At 65.1% G+C, this 17,414-nt stretch carries 15 protein-coding genes; 12 read left to right on the top strand and 3 right to left on the bottom strand.

Going from position 1 to position 17,414, the window contains the following annotated elements; all coding sequences use genetic code 11:
* Positions 1-19: 19 nt before the first annotated feature.
* Positions 20-337, bottom strand: a complete 318-nt coding sequence (locus tag B2W55_RS00815) for a hypothetical protein (RefSeq protein ID WP_024584551.1) — start codon at positions 335-337, stop codon at positions 20-22.
* 361 nt (positions 338-698) lie between these two features.
* On the opposite strand from B2W55_RS00815, the gene rpsT reads away from it, so the two are divergent.
* The 11 genes from rpsT to B2W55_RS00760 all read left to right on the top strand — a co-directional run bounded on the left by rpsT (position 699) and on the right by B2W55_RS00760 (position 14,187).
* Positions 699-965 carry a 30S ribosomal protein S20 gene (rpsT, locus tag B2W55_RS00810; RefSeq protein ID WP_024584552.1) on the top strand — a complete coding sequence of 89 codons (267 nt, stop codon included), beginning with the start codon at positions 699-701 and terminating at the stop codon, positions 963-965.
* A 1,242-nt stretch (positions 966-2,207) separates the two neighbouring features.
* Positions 2,208-3,638: a chromosomal replication initiator protein DnaA gene (gene dnaA / locus B2W55_RS00805; protein ID WP_024584553.1), complete on the top strand. Its 1,431-nt coding sequence runs from the start codon at positions 2,208-2,210 to the stop codon at positions 3,636-3,638.
* 262 nt (positions 3,639-3,900) lie between these two features.
* A complete protein-coding gene (gene dnaN, locus B2W55_RS00800; protein WP_024584554.1) occupies positions 3,901-5,019 on the top strand; it encodes a DNA polymerase III subunit beta in 1,119 nt (372 codons plus the stop codon).
* Between the two features lie 75 nt (positions 5,020-5,094).
* Positions 5,095-5,460, top strand: a complete 366-nt coding sequence (locus B2W55_RS00795) for an endonuclease domain-containing protein (RefSeq protein WP_024584555.1) — start codon at positions 5,095-5,097, stop codon at positions 5,458-5,460.
* A gap of 72 nt (positions 5,461-5,532) precedes the next feature.
* Complete coding sequence (recF, locus tag B2W55_RS00790) at positions 5,533-6,669, top strand: DNA replication/repair protein RecF (RefSeq protein ID WP_024584556.1); 1,137 nt, start codon at positions 5,533-5,535, stop codon at positions 6,667-6,669.
* Between the two features lie 230 nt (positions 6,670-6,899).
* Positions 6,900-9,335 carry a DNA topoisomerase (ATP-hydrolyzing) subunit B gene (gene gyrB / locus B2W55_RS00785; RefSeq protein WP_024584557.1) on the top strand — a complete coding sequence of 812 codons (2,436 nt, stop codon included), beginning with the start codon at positions 6,900-6,902 and terminating at the stop codon, positions 9,333-9,335.
* Positions 9,336-9,361: 26 nt separating this feature from the next.
* A complete protein-coding gene (locus B2W55_RS00780) occupies positions 9,362-10,132 on the top strand; it encodes an APH(3')-II family aminoglycoside O-phosphotransferase (RefSeq protein WP_024584558.1) in 771 nt (256 codons plus the stop codon).
* A gap of 177 nt (positions 10,133-10,309) precedes the next feature.
* Entirely contained in the window at positions 10,310-11,602 is a 1,293-nt protein-coding gene (gene murA / locus B2W55_RS00775; RefSeq protein ID WP_024584559.1) for a UDP-N-acetylglucosamine 1-carboxyvinyltransferase, read from the top strand.
* Positions 11,603-11,659: 57 nt separating this feature from the next.
* Positions 11,660-13,057: an MATE family efflux transporter gene (locus B2W55_RS00770; protein ID WP_024584560.1), complete on the top strand. Its 1,398-nt coding sequence runs from the start codon at positions 11,660-11,662 to the stop codon at positions 13,055-13,057.
* Positions 13,054-13,527, top strand: a complete 474-nt coding sequence (locus B2W55_RS00765) for a DUF2867 domain-containing protein (protein WP_024584561.1) — start codon at positions 13,054-13,056, stop codon at positions 13,525-13,527. The genes B2W55_RS00770 and B2W55_RS00765 overlap by 4 nt, the downstream gene beginning before the upstream one ends.
* A gap of 3 nt (positions 13,528-13,530) precedes the next feature.
* Positions 13,531-14,187 carry a 2-hydroxychromene-2-carboxylate isomerase gene (locus B2W55_RS00760; RefSeq protein ID WP_024584562.1) on the top strand — a complete coding sequence of 219 codons (657 nt, stop codon included), beginning with the start codon at positions 13,531-13,533 and terminating at the stop codon, positions 14,185-14,187.
* A gap of 7 nt (positions 14,188-14,194) precedes the next feature.
* Here B2W55_RS00760 and B2W55_RS00755 read toward each other — a convergent pair whose 3' ends face one another.
* Complete coding sequence (locus B2W55_RS00755) at positions 14,195-15,334, bottom strand: FUSC family protein (protein WP_024584563.1); 1,140 nt, start codon at positions 15,332-15,334, stop codon at positions 14,195-14,197.
* 132 nt (positions 15,335-15,466) lie between these two features.
* Here B2W55_RS00755 and B2W55_RS00750 point away from each other — a divergent pair, with 132 nt between their 5' ends.
* Positions 15,467-16,837 carry an MmgE/PrpD family protein gene (locus tag B2W55_RS00750; RefSeq protein ID WP_024584564.1) on the top strand — a complete coding sequence of 457 codons (1,371 nt, stop codon included), beginning with the start codon at positions 15,467-15,469 and terminating at the stop codon, positions 16,835-16,837.
* Positions 16,838-17,005: 168 nt separating this feature from the next.
* Here the strand turns inward: B2W55_RS00750 and B2W55_RS00745 are convergent, their stop codons facing one another.
* Positions 17,006-17,296, bottom strand: a complete 291-nt coding sequence (locus B2W55_RS00745; protein WP_024584565.1) for a DUF1330 domain-containing protein — start codon at positions 17,294-17,296, stop codon at positions 17,006-17,008.
* Positions 17,297-17,414 lie beyond the last annotated feature (118 nt).

Genomic DNA, 17,414 nt, shown 5'->3' with positions numbered 1-17,414 from the left:
AAGGAGGACTGCAACCACGTCAGTCGCGCGCGTAGCCGATCAGCGGCTTGCGCGGCCGGAACAGGATCATCAGCAGGATGCCGGCGATGCCGAGTACCGCGAACACCGGTTGTTCCAGCAGCACGCGGATCACGCTGGTCCAGAGCCAGGGCGCGACGCGGTCCACCCAGGCATAGAAGGCTTGCTGGCTCGACTGGTGGATATCGTTCCAGAACTGCCCGAATTGGGTGAAGCGCAGGCTCTGATCGGCGACGTAGCGGGCCCCGTCATAGACCATGAAGATGAAGCTGCCAGCCAGCAGCAAAAGGCCGATCAGACGGAAAAAGCCGCGGATCATGCGTCACCCAAACTCCCTGTCGCGCCCCGTGCGTCGTCAGGCCTTACCGGGCGCCCCCCGGAAATTCAACCTCTTCAGCGGCTTATCCGGCCCCCGCAGGCCGGATTTCAGGCCCTTTTTCGGTCCCGAAAGCGTTGACGGTGCTGCCTGCGCCATCTATAAGACCGGCCGATGGCGGCGGGCGCAATCCTGCCGCCGCTGTTCTTTGGACAGCGCCGCATGCGGAGGCAGCATTTTGCCCCCCTCGCATGGCCGCCTCAAGAACACCTTGGACCAATACATCAGAGTCGAGATTTGAACCGGCCGGTGCGCGCGAAGCCCGACCACCGAGCGACACCGCCGAAGGACAGTTAGAGAAACCATGGCCAACACCACTTCCGCCAAGAAAGCGACCCGCAAGATTGCCCGCCGCACCATCGTCAACAAGTCGCGCCGCACGCAGATGCGTGGCGCGGTGCGCACCGTCGAGGAAGCGATCAAGAGCGGCGATCGCGAGGCGGCGCTCAAGGCGATGAGCCACGCCGAGCCCGAGCTGATGAAGGCGGCGCAGCGCAACATCATTCACAAGAACAACGCGAGCCGTAAGGTGTCGCGTCTCTCGCAGCGGATCGCCAAGCTCGCCAAGTAACGAGCCCGCCAACTAAGACGTTGGCGAAGTGAGCTGACTGAAAAGCACATTTGTCACGAAGCCCGGCTCGCGCCGGGCTTTTTGTTTTTGTCGCTTCGTTTGTCGTGGAAGTTTCATCGCGCGAGAGCAGTTGGCGTTGCCGCGCAACGAACTGCGTGCAATGTTTCGTCGCGTCCGTAGTTCTACTTGCCAAGTATGCTTAACGCGACGCACTCGCGCGTAGATTGTTCTGCGCTAAGCGCGATAGATGGAATAGCGCGCAGTGACCAGCGACGAAAATTGCGAGCGGGGTTACCCTGCAAAAGTAATCGAGAAAAATGACGCTTCGCGAATTACTTATGCACATAGTGCCAGACAGCGATTGGAAAAGCGACCGGCGCGCGACCAAATGTAAATTTTCTATGAAAATTTTTTGGTATTGCACCGTGGTTTGTGACACGCGCGAATCTGTACGCTGATTCAAAAACTTGCTTTCGCGTCTCGTCGCTTGCAGCGTCGCAACAGTTGCGAAGACTCGCGTCCCCCGTCGAATCCACGGATTGTCAGGAAATCCGCTTGGTGTATTTATTTCTTGTTCGCGACGCCCACGGCTCTCCAGATCAGCGCGGTTTGAGACCCAAGGGCGGACGTGCAAATCGGCGGCGGTGTGCGCGTTAGCGACGCTTTCCAAGCGAAGCTAGATTGACGGCTCATAGCGATATGAGGACGGTCGGCCTGTGTCAAAATTTCTCCGGCGATATCCCCGGCTATTCGGGGGATCGAACAAGAGAGACCAGGGCGTCAGTCGGAATCTGGCAGCGGGAACGCGGAGCAAGTGAACGGGTTGACGACGACACGCGGCGGCGAAGCGCCGGGCATTTCGGTGTTCGGTAGCGGCAGTTCGAATTTGAAGACACGAGCAAGCTGACAACTTGCCGCGATACGTCGCGGCGGGAGGGGGAGGACTTATGCCTTACGGTATCATCACTGCAGTCGAACCAACGACAACCGAAGTGCAGATCTCCTGTGGTGCCGTAATCAACCCCTCGGACGTTGGCTCTTACCCCCAGAGACCGTCGAGTACGCGCTGACCTCGCGGGACGCCTCTTCTCCAAACAGCTGATCTGTCGCGTGGCGCACGGCCGCCACACGGGAGAACTTTGTCCGGAGCAGAACCGCGCCCGCTGGAGGTCGCGCCGTGGCAGGAAACATGCACGGCGCTTTCGCAACATCATCTCTCAAATTTGGAAAAGTACGAAGGCAATGACGAATACGGAACAGGATCGCTGGTCGCGGGTGAAGGGACGTTTGCGGACGAGCGTTGGCGAGGACGTCTACACGAGCTGGTTCGCACGGATGGATCTGGAGAGCGTGCACGATGAGAGCGTGCACCTGTCGGTTCCGACCCGGTTCCTCAAGAGCTGGATCCAGGCGCATTATGCCGACCGCGTGCTGACCTGCTGGCAGGCCGAAATGCCCGAAGTGCATCGCATCGACCTCACCGTGCGCTCCGCGATCCGTGCGACGGCTCCGGTGAAGGAACCGGTTGCGCCGGTCGAAGTGCGCCGCATCGAGCGTACCGATGGACGTCCCACGCCGGAACTGCGCTCGGTTGCCACCGCGCCGGTGTCGGCGAGTCACGACGCGCTCGGCGGCTCGCCGCTCGATCCGCGCCTGACCTTTGCAAGCTTCGTCGTCGGCCGTTCCAACACGTTGGCCCACGCGGCCGCGCGCCAGGTCGCGGAAGGCCGCCGCGGCGATCCCGTGATGTTCAACCCGCTCTACATCCATGCCGGCGTCGGCCTCGGCAAGACGCATCTGCTGCAAGCGGTGACCTGGGCCGGCAATTCCGGCGGCGAGCGCAAGGTGCTGTATCTCACCGCCGAGAAATTCATGTATGGCTTCGTCGCCGCGCTGAAGACGCAGACGGCGCTGGCGTTCAAGGAGGCGCTGCGCGGTATCGACGTGCTGGTCATCGACGACCTCCAGTTCCTTCAGGGCAAGTCGACGCAGGCCGAGTTCTGCCACACGCTGAACGCGCTGATCGATGCCGGCCGCCAGGTGGTGATCGCGGCCGACCGTCCGCCGTCGGACCTGGAGAGCCTCGACGACCGCGTGCGCTCGCGGCTCGCCGGCGGACTCGTCGTGGAGATGGGCTCGCTCGGCGAGGAACTCCGCCTCGGCATCCTGAAGTCGCGCGTCGCCGCGGCCCGCGTGCACCATGCGAGCTTCGACGTGCCGGAAGAGGTGCTCGACTATCTGGCGCGCACCATCACCCATAATGGCCGCGACCTCGAAGGCGCCATCAATCGCCTGCTGGCACACTCCAAGCTCAACAACCAGCCGGTGACGCTGGAGATGGCGGAGCGCGAGGTGCGCGACCTGATCCGCCCGCAGGAACCGAAGCGGATCAAGATCGAGGACATCCAGCGCGTGGTCGCCCGGCAGTACAATGTCAGCCGCTCCGACCTGCTGTCGTCCCGCCGTACCGCCAACGTGGTGCGCCCGCGCCAGGTTGCGATGTATCTGGCGAAGACGCTGACCCTGCGCTCGCTGCCGGAGATCGGCCGGCGCTTCGGCGGCCGCGACCACACCACGGTGCTGCACGCCGTGCGCAAGATTGAGGCACTGGTCGCCAAGGACACGACGCTGTCGGAAGAAGTCGAGTCGCTGAAGCGTCAGTTGCAGGAGTAAGACCACCGCACCTGGCCGGTTCGTTCCATGGCCCTCCCTCGACCAGGGGAGGGCCAGACTTTTTTCCGACCCAAAACGTGGGGAACGGGCTCCGTTTCCCGCCCGCCTCCCTTGCACCGGCCGCCCATCCGCGCCACCTTGCGGTCCCCCCGTGGGTTTGATCAAATCCGGTATTGATCCGACTATTCGGGTTTCCAACGCCGCGGCGCTGCCCTGAACGGCCGCCCGGCTTTTCCATCTGAGGGATCTGGCGGGTATTGCAATGAAGGTCACCGTCGAGCGCGCGCAACTGCTGAAATCGCTGGGTCACGTCCACCGCGTGGTCGAGCGCCGCAACACCATCCCGATCCTCGGCAACGTGTTGATCCGCGCCGAGGGCGCCAAATTGTCGCTGAAGGCGACCGACCTCGATCTCGAGGTGACGGAGACCCTGGCCGCCGAAACCGGAACCGCCGGGTCGACGACGGTGCCGGCACACATGTTCTACGACATCGTCCGCAAGCTGCCCGACGGCTCGCAGATCGTGCTCGAAGCCGACGGCGACCGCTCGGTGCTCGCCGTGCGTGCGGGGCGCTCGCGCTTCACGCTGCAAACGCTGCCCGAGAGCGATTTCCCGGGCCTTGCCGCCGGCGACATGACGCATTCGTTCTCGCTGCCGGCGTCCGACATCAAGCGCCTGATCGACCGCACCCAGTTCGCGATCTCGACCGAAGAGACCCGCTATTATCTCAACGGCATCTATCTGCACGCCGCCGGCAGCGCCAAGGCGGCGACCCTGCGCGGGGTTGCGACCGACGGCCACCGGCTGGCCCAGATCGACCTCACTCTGCCGAAGGGCGCGACCGGCATGCCCGGCGTGATCGTGCCGCGCAAGACCGTCGGCGAAGTGCAGCGGCTGATCGAGGGCGACGACGCCGAGATCGCGATCGAGCTGTCGGATGGCAAGATCCGCTTCACGCTCGGCAATGTGGTGCTGACCTCGAAGCTGATCGACGGCACCTTCCCGGATTACGGCCGCGTCATTCCGCAGAACAACGACAAGGAACTGGTGGTCGACAAGAAGGACTTCGAGGCCGCCGTCGACCGCGTCTCGACCATCTCCAGCGAACGCGGCCGCGCGGTGAAGCTGGCTTTGTCCGCCGGCAAGCTCGTGCTCTCGGTGACCAACCCGGATTCCGGCAGCGCCACCGAAGAACTCGAGGTCGAATACGCCTCCGATGCGCTCGATATCGGCTTCAATTCGCGCTATCTGCTCGACATCGCCGCCCAGATCGAAGGCGAGGTCGCGGTGCTGAAGCTGGCAGACCCTGGCTCGCCGACGCTGGTGCAGGACAAGGACAGCAAGGGCGCGCTCTACGTGCTGATGCCGATGCGGGTGTGATTTCTTCCGCACGCGCAACTGCACCCTCTCCCCTTGTGGGAGAGGGTGGCGCCAAAGGCGCCGGGTGAGGGGTTGGTGCCGCGAACGCCAAACCATCGACCAACCGACGAACGCCTCCGCAGCTTCGCGAAGAAGATGCGCCGCGAGCCGACCGACGCGGAGGCGAAGATGTGGCGCCTGCTGCGCGATCGGCGCCTGTCGCACTTGAAATTCCGAAGACAGGTTCCATTTCGAAATTACATTCTCGACTTCGCATGTTTCGAGAAGCGCCTCGTTATCGAGATCGACGGCGGCCAGCACGCTTCGTCGCAACAAGACGCATCCAGGACTGATGCGCTTGCCGCAGAAGGCTTCCCGGTGTGGCGCTACTGGAACAATGACGTATTGCAGACCCCCGGGGCGGTGCTCGAAGACATTGTCGCCAAGCTTGCCGAGCTGTGAGATACCCCTCACCCGTCGCCTCACTTCGTGAGGCGCCACCCTCTCCCACAGGGGGAGAGGGGAAGGAGAGAGATGACCCCGTCCCGCATTCATCGCCTGTCGCTGACGCATTTCCGCAATTACCGGACGGCGACGCTCCAGGTTGCGGGCGACATGGTGGTGCTGGTCGGGCCAAACGGCGCCGGCAAGACCAATTGCATGGAGGCGGTCTCGTTCCTGTCACCGGGCCGCGGCCTGCGCCGTGCGACGCTGGAAGACATCGCTGACAATCAAGGCAACGGCTCCTGGGCGGTCTCGGCCGAGGTCGAGGGCGCGCTCGGGCTTGCGACGCTGGGCACGGGCATCGACGCACCGACCGGCGAGACCGGCAGCACACGACGCTGCCGCATCGATCGCGAGCCGGTCGGGTCCGCCACCGCGTTCGGCGATCATTTGCGCATCGTCTGGCTGACCCCTGCGATGGACGGCCTGTTCATGGGCGCGGCGTCGGAGCGGAGGCGCTTCTTCGACCGCTTGGTGCTGGCGATCGATTCCGAGCATTCCAGCCGGGTCTCCGCGCTGGAGCGTTCGCTGCGCTCGCGCAACCGGCTGCTCGAGGTACGCAATTACGACGACCATTGGTGTGACGCGATCGAGCGCGAGACCGCCGAGCTCGCGGTCGCGGTCGCCGCATCGCGCGGCCAGACCGCAGCCAAGCTCACGGCGATGCTGCGCGAGCGCGGCGCGGCCTCGGCCTTCCCCTCCGCCGAGATCATGCTCGACGGCTGGATGGAGAATGCGCTGCTACAGGAGCCCGCAACGGCGGTAGAGGACCGCTACCGCGAGATTTTGCGCGCCAGCCGGCCGCGCGATGCCGCCGCGGGACGCACGCTCGACGGCCCGCACCTGACCGATCTGCAGGTGGTGTACGCACCGAAGAACATGCCCGCGCGTGACGCGTCGACCGGCGAGCAGAAGGCGCTCCTGATCGGACTGGTGCTGGCGCATGCCACGATGGTCGCGGAGATGACCGGCATCGTGCCGCTGCTACTGCTCGACGAGGTCGTCGCCCATCTCGATCCGAACAGGCGCAAGGCGCTGTTCGACGAGCTCGCCAAGCTCGGCGCGCAAGTCTGGATGACCGGCGCGGATCCGGCCGCGTTCGTCGACATCGGCCCGCGCGGAGAGATTTTCGACGTCGAATCCGGCCGTGCGACACGGCGCGGCTGACGGCACGGAATCGGCCTCAATCAGCGCTTCGAATCTGCCGCCGAATCGGGCTTTTCAGAGCCTTCCGAATCGGCCTTTGGAGACCTTGAAAAAGGCCTAAAAAATCCTATTTATTCAGTACTTTGTGGACAGAGACTTTGCGCTAGGCGCAACTCCACTTTCATGGCACAAATAGCGCAATCAGCGCCTCATATTGCGCAGCTGATTCGGGACATCCTCGAAGGCCTCACATGACAGAACCTGCCCGGCAGACCCCTGCCGAATCTGAGCATCCCATTCCGACCGAATATGGTGCGGAATCGATCCGGGTGCTGAAGGGCCTCGACGCCGTCCGCAAGCGGCCCGGCATGTATATCGGCGACACCGATGACGGTTCCGGCCTGCATCACATGGTCTATGAAGTCGTCGACAACGCGATCGACGAGGCGCTGGCGGGCCATGCCAGCCGCGTGCTGGTCACGCTCAATGCCGACAATTCCGTCACCGTGTACGACGACGGCCGCGGCATTCCGGTCGACATCCACAAGGGCGAAGGCGTCTCGGCGGCCGAGGTCATCATGACCCAGCTGCACGCCGGCGGAAAGTTCGACCAGAACTCCTACAAGGTCTCCGGCGGCCTGCACGGCGTCGGCGTCTCCGTGGTCAACGCGCTGTCCAGCAAGCTCGGCTTGCGGATCTGGCGCGACGACAAGGAGCACTACATCGAATTCGCGCACGGCGATGCCGTCGCGCCGCTCAAGGTGGTCGGCGATGCCCCAGGCAAGCGTGGCACCGAGGTCACCTTCCTCGCCTCGACCGAGACCTTCAAGAACGTCGAATATGATTTCGCGACGCTGGAGCACCGGCTGCGCGAGCTCGCCTTCCTCAATTCGGGCGTCCACATCGTGCTCTCCGACATGCGCCACGCGGTCGAGAAGCGCGAGGAGATGCACTATTCCGGCGGCGTCGAGGAATTCGTCAAATATCTCGACCGCAACAAGAAGGCGATCGTGCCGGCACCGATCATGGTACGCGCGGAAGCCAACGGCATCGGCGTCGAAGCCGCGCTGTGGTGGAACGACAGCTACCACGAGAACGTGCTGTGCTTCACCAACAACATCCCGCAGCGTGACGGCGGCACCCATCTGGCCGGCTTCCGCGGTGCGCTGACGCGCCAGGTCAACGGCTATGCCGAGGCCAATGCGAAGAAGGAAAAGATCGCGCTGACCGGCGACGATTGCCGCGAAGGCCTCACCGCCGTTCTCTCGGTGAAGGTGCCCGATCCGAAATTCTCGTCGCAGACCAAGGACAAGCTGGTGTCCTCGGAAGTCCGCCCTGTGGTCGAGAACGTGCTCAACGAGGCGCTCGCCACCTGGTTCGAGGAACACCCGACCCAGGCGAAGGAGATCGTCGGCAAGGTGATCCAGGCTGCGGCTGCCCGTGAGGCGGCGCGCAAGGCACGCGAGCTGACGCGCAAGAGCCCGCTCAGCGTCTCCTCGCTGCCCGGCAAGCTTGCCGACTGCCAGGAGAAGGATCCGGCGAAATCCGAACTGTTCATCGTCGAGGGCGACTCGGCAGGCGGCAGCGCCAAGCAGGGCCGCAACCGCGAATTCCAGGCGGTGCTGCCGCTACGCGGCAAGATCCTCAATGTCGAGCGCGTGCGTCCCGACAAGATGCTGTCGTCCGAGCAGATCGGCACCCTGATCACCGCGCTCGGCACCGGCATCAGCGACGATTTCTCGGTCGACAAGCTGCGCTATCACAAGATCATCGTGATGACCGACGCCGACGTCGACGGCGCCCATATCCGCACCCTGCTGCTGACCTTCTTCTATCGTCAGATGCGCTCGATCATCGATGGCGGCTATCTCTATATCGCCCAGCCGCCGCTGTATAAGGTTTCGCGCGGCAAGTCCGAGCAATATCTGAAGGACGAGCGCGCGCTCGAGGACTATCTGATCTCGACCGGGCTCGACGAATGCGTGTTCAAGCCGGCCTCCGGCGACGACCGCTCGGGCCGCGATTTGCTGTCGCTGGTCGAAGACGCCCGCATCATCCGCTCGGTGCTTCGCAACCTGCACAGCCGCTACAATCGCGCTGTCATCGAGCAGGCCGCCATCGCGGGCGTGCTGAGCCCCAGGATCACAAGCGAGATCGAAACCGCGAACGCGGCGGCCGACTATATCGCCAAACGGCTGGACGCCGTCGCCGACGAGGTCGAGCGCGGCTGGGTTGGCACCTTCACCGAAGGTCAGGGCTTCCAGTTCGAGCGTACCGTGCGTGGCGTCAAGGAAGTGGCCGTGATCGACGACGCCTTCCTTGGCTCGGCCGACGCCCGCAAGCTCGATGGATACGCGACCGAGCTGCAAGCGATCTACGTGCGGGCCGGCAAGCTTCGGCGCAAGGATGCCGAGCAGATCATCCATGGTCCGATCGACCTGTTCGAGGCGGTGACCGACGCCGCCCGCAAGGGCATCTCGCTGCAACGCTATAAAGGTCTCGGCGAGATGAATCCGGAGCAGCTCTGGGAGACCACGCTGGACAAGGATGCGCGCTCGCTGCTTCAGGTGAAGGTCAAGGAGGTCGACGAGGCCGACGACATCTTCACCAAGCTGATGGGCGACGTGGTCGAACCTCGCCGCGACTTCATCCAGGAAAATTCGCTCAGCGCCACGATCGACATCTAACGACCGACTTTCTCCGTCAGGCAGACATGCGCTTTCCGATGCAATGGCTCGGCGAGATCGCCGATGGGCACATCGAGCGGCTGACCATCGGCGAATCCGGCGCAGCCGTGTTCCGGATCAGGCGCGCTTACGGCGGAGACCTGTTCATCAAATCCGAGCCTGTCGACGAATTCGCCGAGCTGCCCGGCGAGATCGATCGGCTGCGCTGGCTGGCGAGCCGCGACCTCCCGGCGCCCGCGGTGCTGGACGTTGTCGTCGAACACCAACGTCATTGGCTGCTGATGAGCGAAATTGCGGGCCATGACCTTGCCACTGCCAGCGATCTGCCGGCGGCGGAAACCGTCATGCTTGCAGCGGCTGCGCTGCGCACCCTGCACCAGACGCCAATCGCGGCTTGCCCATTCGATCAGCGGCTCGACCAGCGCCTTGAAGCGGTGGGCAGGCGCGTGGCCGCCGGGCGCATCGACGAGGCGGATTTCGACGAGGAGCGCCTCGGTCGGACCACCACGGATTTGCTTGCGGAGTTGCTGGCTACGCGTCCCGTATCCGAAGATCTCGTGGTCACCCATGGTGACGCCTGCTTGCCGAACCTGCTCGCAGACGGCGGCCGCTTCACCGGATTCATCGATTGCGGCCGGCTCGGCATCGCCGATCGCCATCAGGACCTGGCGCTTGCCGCACGCAGCATCGCAAGCAATCTCGGAGTGGAATGGACCGAGCCGTTCTTCCGGCAGTACGGCATCGCGCCCGACGAGCGGCGCCTCGCCTTCTATCGCTTGCTCGATGAGTTCTTCTGAGACGGGCAATTTGGGCCGCGAGATGACGTATCCGTGACGGCGCAAACGGCGCCGCCGCGCCGCTTCCTTTGGTGTGGAAGCTCTGCCGGGAATTGTGTTACGGTGCCTGACAACCATTGATTCCGTTACGGAATTTCGGGTTACCCAGTCTGAATGATGCGTGAGGGGACATTCCGCGTGGCGCCGATCCAATACATCGTCGAAGGCGGCCGCCGCCTTTCGGGCACCATCGAGCCGGCCGGCAACAAGAACTCCGCGCTGCCGATCATCGCCGCGGCGCTGCTGACCGAGCACCCGGTCACGTTGACCAACGTGCCGCGCATCCGCGACACCGAGACGCTGGTCGAGCTGTGCCGCTCAGTCGGCGCTGCTGCCGAATGGACCGAGCGCAACACGCTACAGATCCATGCCAAGGAAATTCGTGCCGCCGATCTCGATCCGGCGCTGTGCGCCCGGATCCGCGCCTCGATCCTGCTCGCAGGCCCGCTGCTCGCCCGTTGCGGCGAGGTCGCGCTGCCGCCGCCCGGCGGCGACGTGATCGGCCGCCGCCGGCTCGACACGCATTTCCTGGCCTTCGAACAGCTTGGCGCCACGGTGACCGCGACGCACCGGCTCGAATTCCGCGCCGCGCGGCTGAAGGGCGCCGACGTGTTCCTCGACGAGCCCAGCGTCACCGCGACGGAGAACGCGCTGGTCGCCGCCGTCGCCGCGCGCGGCACCACCTATCTGCGCAACGCAGCCTCCGAGCCGCACGTGCAGGATCTCGCGAATTTCCTGGTCGCTCTCGGCGCCAAGATCGAAGGCATCGGCACCAACACCATCATCATCCACGGACAGGCCCCGCTCGGCGGCACCACATTCGCGATCCAGCCCGACCATATCGAGGTCGGATCGCTGATCGGGCTTGCCGCGGTGACCCGATCGCCGCTGCGCATCGCGCGGGCCGGCGTCGAGCATCTGCGCTCGATCCGGATGGGCTTTGAGCGGCTCGGCATCGTCTGCGGCGTCGAGGGCGACGATCTCGTCGTGCCGTCGAACCAGACCATGAAGATCCACGACGATTTCGGCGGCCACGTGCCGAAGCTCGAGGACCAGCCCTGGCCGGCCTTTCCCGCCGACCTGATGTCGATCGCGATCGTCACCGCGACGCAGTGCGACGGCGTCATCCTGATGCACGAGAAGATGTTCGAGTCGCGGATGTTCTTCGTCGACAATCTGATCGCGATGGGTGGCCGCATCGTGCTGTGCGACCCGCACCGCGCGATCGTGGCCGGCCCGAGCCGGCTGCGCGGCGCACCGATGAATTCGCCCGACATCCGCGCCGGTATGGCGATGCTGCTGGCCGCGGTGTGCGCCAACGGCACCTCCACCATCAACAACGCCGACCAGATCGAGCGCGGCTATGAACGGATCGACGAACGCCTCAACGCACTCGGCGCCAAGATCAAGCGGATTCCCGCGCGATCGTAGTCTCCTGCGGCAGTTCGGCCATCCTTCCGGCGGCTTTATCGTGCTAAGCCTGCCGTCATGACCTGCATCGACAAGATCGACCCGGCCGCGTCGCGCGCGGCCGTCGTCCCCTCTCGCAAGCTGCTTACGGCCGAGCTCGCCGAAACGCTGAAGCTCGCGGTGCCGCTCGCGCTGACGCAGCTCGGGCAGATCGCGATGATGACCACCGATCTCGCCTTCATCGGCCGGCTCGGCAGCGAAAACGTGGCCGCGGCCGCGCTGGCGCATACCGTGTATTTCGTCAGCTTCACCATCGGCATGGGCATGATGTCCGCGGTCTCGCCGCTGGCGGCGCAGGCGTTCGGTGCGCGCAACCCGCGGGTGATGCGGCGCGCACTGCGGGTCGGGCTGTGGGCCGCCTTCTTCATGGTGCTGCCGCTGATGGCGCTGCCGTTTCACGGCGAGCGCATCCTGCTCGCGCTTGGCCAGACCGAGGCCACCGCGCATCTGGCACAGCAATATCTGTTCGGGCTCGCCTGGGGCATCCTGCCGGCGCTGTGGTTCATCGCCATCCGCGGCTTCATGAGCGCAGTGAACCGGCCGGAGCCGGTGCTGTGGATCACGCTCGCGGCGATCCCGGCCAACGCGCTGATGGTCTATCTGCTGCTCTACGGCAAATGGGGCATGCCCGAGCTCGGCATGTTCGGCGCCGGGCTTGCCACCACGATCGTCAATCTCGGCACCTTCCTTGCCGGCGCGTGGTTCGCAGCGCGCCGCCGCCCGTTCCGCAAGTACCATGTGTTCAGCCGCGTCTGGCGCATCGACTGGCCGCTGATGGGCAAGCTGGTCGCGGTCGGCGCGCCGATCTCGATCGCCTTCCTGCTGGAATATGGCCTGTTCGGCGCCGCCGGCCTGTTGATGGGGTTGATCAGCACCACCGCACTGGCCGCGCACCAGATCGCGCTGCAGATCGCGGCGATCCTGTTCATGGTGCCGTTCGGCATCAGCATGGCGGCCACCGTGCGGGTTGGCCAGGCGGTCGGCCGCCGCGACGCCGAGGCGGTGCAGCGCGCCGGCTTTGTCGCGGTCGCACTCTCCGGCGTCTTCATGAGTGTGATGACGCTGGCGGTGATCCTGGCCCGCTTCGAGATCGCGGCGCTGTTCCTCGGCGAGGCCTCCGACGCGACGGCACAGCTCACCGCGATGCTGCTCTTGATCGGCGCCACCTTCTTCATCGCCGATGGCGTGCAGACGACCACCGCCGGCGCGCTGCGCGGCATGAACGACACGAAGGTGCCGCTGCTGTTTGCCGTCATCAGCTACTGGCTGGTGGGATTCGCCTCCGCCGCCGCGCTGGCCTTCTGGGCCGGGCTCGACGCCCCCGGCGTCTGGATTGGGCTGTCGCTCGGGACCGCGGTTTATGCCACCCTGCTGATCTTGCGTTTCCGCCTGCTCGCACGCAAACTGCTGGGATGAAGGTCGACGAGGTCACACCGAACGTGGATTCCGCCGCGCTGCTCGTCGGCGCGCAGTTCGTCGATGCGTTCCGGATCGCGACCACGGACGCCGGCCTCGACGCGCGGCACGCCGCTGAGGCGATGGTGACGCGGCAGCCGCGCTGGATCGAATGGCTACTCGCCTTGCGCAATCTCCTGGTCGCGCCGCTCGGCCTGAAAACCTCCGGCGCAACGGAAGGCGTGGCGCGCGACATGATCGGGATATTCCCGGTGGTCAGCGAAACGCCGCAGCGGCTGGTCGCCGGCTTCAACGACAAGCATCTCGACTTCCGGCTGGTCGTCGACGTCGCGCCGGACGGGCCCGCGCGCAGCATCACCGCGACCACGCTGGTGCTGACCCACAACTGGCTCGGGCGCGCCTATCTTGCTGTCATCCTGCCGTTCCACCGCCTGATCGTGCCCGCGATGCTGCGCAAGGCCGGAGGCTAGTCCATGGCCTTGTCGGTCGACCTGTTCTTCTCGTTCCGCAGCCCCTACAGCTATCTGGCGCTGCCGAAGACGCTGAAGATGGTCGCCGACTACGATGTCGCGGTGAACCTGCGGCCGGTCTATCCGCTCGCGGTGCGGGTGCCCGGTTTCTTCAAGAAGACCAACCCGCAATTCGCCCGCTATGTCGTGCTCGACTCCAGCCGCGTCGCCAAGCATGAGAACATCCCGTTCCGCTTTCCGCGTCCGGATCCGATCGTGCAGGACATGACGACGCTCGACGTCGCCGAACACCAGCCCTACATCCACCGTCTGACCCGGCTCGGCGCTGCCGCCCAGCTCGAGGGCCGCTCGCTTGCCTTCACCTCCGCCATCAGCCGCGTGCTATGGGACGGCTCGGTGAAGGGCTGGAACGAGGGCGACCATCTGGAGCAGGCAGCAACCGCCGCCGGCTTCGATCTCGCCGCGATGGACGCGGCCGTCACCGCGGATCCCGACCGCTACGAGCAGGTCATCAAGGGCAACGAGGACGCTCATGCCGCGTCCGGCCATTGGGGCGTGCCGACCTTCGTCTTCGAGAACGAACCGTTCTTCGGTCAGGACCGCATCGACCTCCTGATCTGGCGCATGGAAAGCAAGGGGCTGACGCGCCGCACGGCCTAGTCAAACGTCATGCCACGCTCTTCTCGGACGTTTCGCCCACGATCTTCTCGGAAGCCTCCTCGTTCGTGCACCAATTGCCGTGGCAGCGCTTGAGGTCGTTCAGATTCTGCCGCATCTGGTCGAGCGAGAAGCCCAGCGCGAAGAACCGCTCCATGACATCGACCGGAAGGCCGCGGGTCAAGCCCTCGCTGCGCACCGCGGCCACCTCGGCGCTGTAGGCTTGCAACGCCGCATCGACCGGCGCCATGTCGGCCGGGCCGCTGCCGGCACGCAGCGCGGTCGCGACTGACATCATGTAGGTGACGATCGCCGTACTGACGTCGGCGAGCGGCCGCGCCAGCCTGGTCTGGATTTCCGCCGGCAACGGCACCACCGAGGCCCGCCCGATCATCACGACGTCATGCCGCAGCCGCTGGATGGTCCGCAGCAGGGGGCCGGTATCCGGCCCCGACGACAGGTGCATCGAGCGCTCGCGCTCGGCTTCCATGCCGGTGGCATGCAGATTGGTCACGGCGGTGCCGATGCCATCCTGGATCCGGTGCAGCGCATCGTTGTCGAGGCCGCGGGTCAGGCCAGCGAGCAATTCGGCGAACGCTGCCGAGAGCAGTTCCAGCAGCTTCGATGCATTGACCCTGATCTGGCTGACCGCCCGCGACGGCAGCACCAGGAACGAGATCACGAGGCCGGTGAGCGCGCCGACCGTCACCTCGAGCACGCGGTCGATCGCGGAATCCAGCGGGTTGGAGTGATGCATCGTCGGCAGCAGCAGCACGATCACCGCCGTCACCGTCGCCGAGTTGAGGCTTGGATTGAGCGCGGCGATGAAGGCGAGCGGAACGATCGCCAGCACCAGGAGCGCCAGCAGGCTGCCCTCGCCGGAATGCGGGATCAGCACTGCGATCGCGCCGCCATAGATGGCGCCGCCGATGGTGCCGAGCATGTAGTCGCGGGTCGCCTTCAAGGAGCGGCCAACGCTCATCTGCGTGACGATCAGCGAGGTCAGCACCGCCCAGAGCGGCAACAGGAGATGCAGCGCCAGCGCGATGGCATAGGCCGCCACGCCGGCGGACGCGATGCGGACCGCCAGCGCCAGCTGCGTCTTGCGGCTCCAGAGCTTCTCGAACATGCGTTTTGCGAAGGTCCTCATGCACCGTGATCCGGATTCGATCGAAAGGCCTATGTTAAAGGACGCCGAGCATGGCTGCTGCCCGCGGCGGCAAGGTGGCTTGAAAGGCCAAACCGGCCCGCCTACCCTGCGCCGCAAAATTGAGGAAACACGATGGCCCACGAAACCGCAACGCTCGCCGCCTACGTCGCCGACCTGAAATTCGAGGACATTCCGCCGGAGGTGCTGGAGCGCGCCAAGGTCCTGACGCTGGATTTCCTGGGCAGCACCATCCGCGCCCGCCGCGATGCGGAATCGACCCCCTCGCTGATGAAGATGCTGGAGGCGCTGGCGCTGGACGGTAAGGGCGAGGCCACCGTGTTCGGCGACAGCAAGACCTGGACGCCGGCGGTTGCGGCGCTGCTCAACGGTGCGCTCGGTCATTCGCTCGATTTCGACGACACCCACGCCGATTCCTCGCTGCATCCGAGCGCACCGGTGGTGCCCGCCGCCTTCGCGGTCGGCGAAATGGTCGGTGCCTCCGGCCGCGACGTGCTGACCGCGATCGTCGCCGGTTATGAAGTGTGCTGCCGGCTCGGCAATGCGCTCGACCCGACCTCGCATTACGCCCGGGGTTTCCACCCGACCGCGACGGCCGGCACCTATGGTGCCGCCGCGGCGGCGGCCAAGCTGTTCGGGCTGTCCAAGGAGCAGATCGTCTCGGCCTTCGGCGTCTCCGGCAGCCAGGCTGCGGGCTCACTGCAATTCCTGGTCAACGGCGCCTGGAACAAGCGCTACCAGGTCGGCGCCGCCGCGATGAACGGCGTGATCGCGGCGACGCTGGCGCGCAACGACTTCGTCGGTTCGAGCGACTCGGTCGAGGGCAAGCATGGCCTTTTGGTCGGCTATACCGATGACCCGCATCCGGACAAGGCGGTGGCTGGCTTGGGCCACACCTATGAGACGCTGAAGATCGGCGTGAAGCCCTATCCGAGCTGCCGCTACACCCACGCCGCAATCGACGCGCTGATCGCGATGCGGCGCGAGCACAATCTGACCCCGGACCAGATCAGGAAGGTCGAGATCGGGCTGCACCGCAACGGCATCACGCTGACCGGCGACGCCGCCACCAAGCGCCACCCGACCTCGGTGGTCGGCGGCCAGTTCTCGATGTTCTTCACCGGCGCGATCGCGCTCGACCAGGGCCATTTCGGCTGGGACGATTACGAGCGGCTCGGCGACAAGGCGATCGACGCGCTCGCCGACAAGTTCGACGTGGTGCAGGACGACCGGCTTGAGATCGGCCGCACCCATCCGTTCGGCGCCCGCGTCTCGATCACGACCGATGACGGCGTGCATGAGCGCCTCTACGCCGATCCCTCGGGCGAACCGACCTCGTTCCCCGACGCGCAGGCGATGCAGCAGAAGTTCCTGACGCTGGCCCGCCCGGTGCTCGACAAGCGCGCCGACCAGCTTGCGGATGCGATCCTGACGCTGGAGCGGTTCGACCGCGTGGAGAAAGCGACGCAGCTGGGGCGGCAGTAAGCCGAGCCGTTGGCGAAGGCGATCACCACATCGACCGCGGTCGTCCTGGCGAAAAGCCAGGACGACGATGAGGGTGGTTCTCGATTGAAGATATCAAGCAGCTCAGAATGAGGAGGCAGCCTCTCGTTGAATGACGAGAGAACTGCGTGCCTCGAAAATGGCGTTCACCTACTCCGCGCCATCGATGATCACGAAATCGCCTTCCGAATATTTCTGCCGGATCGCCTTGGCGGCCTGGTATTCGGGGGAGGTGTAGCATTCCATCGCGACGGCGCGGTTCTTGAACTCGATGACGAAGTTGCGTTGGCGGGTCGCGCCCTCCATCACCTCATACAAGCCATTGCGCACGACGAAATAGGCGCCGTATTTCTCGAACACCGGCATCGCCGCGGCGAGATAGTCGCGATAGCGCACTTCGTCGTGAACCGTGACGTGCACGATCCAGTAGGCTTTCGGCATGTGCTCCCCCGTTTGCGGCGACCCGACGGATCGTGGCGCGCCTGCTACAGGATGCGCCACGGCTACAGAAAATTCCGCAAACGAGGACTCAATTCAAGAGATTGCCGGATTGTATCGC

The organism is Bradyrhizobium sp. UBA2491, from assembly GCF_002341725.1.
Lineage (GTDB): Bacteria > Pseudomonadota > Alphaproteobacteria > Rhizobiales > Xanthobacteraceae > Bradyrhizobium.
The sequence above is the reverse complement of the archived record's forward strand: the minus strand, read 5'-3'. Positions and strand labels throughout refer to the sequence as shown.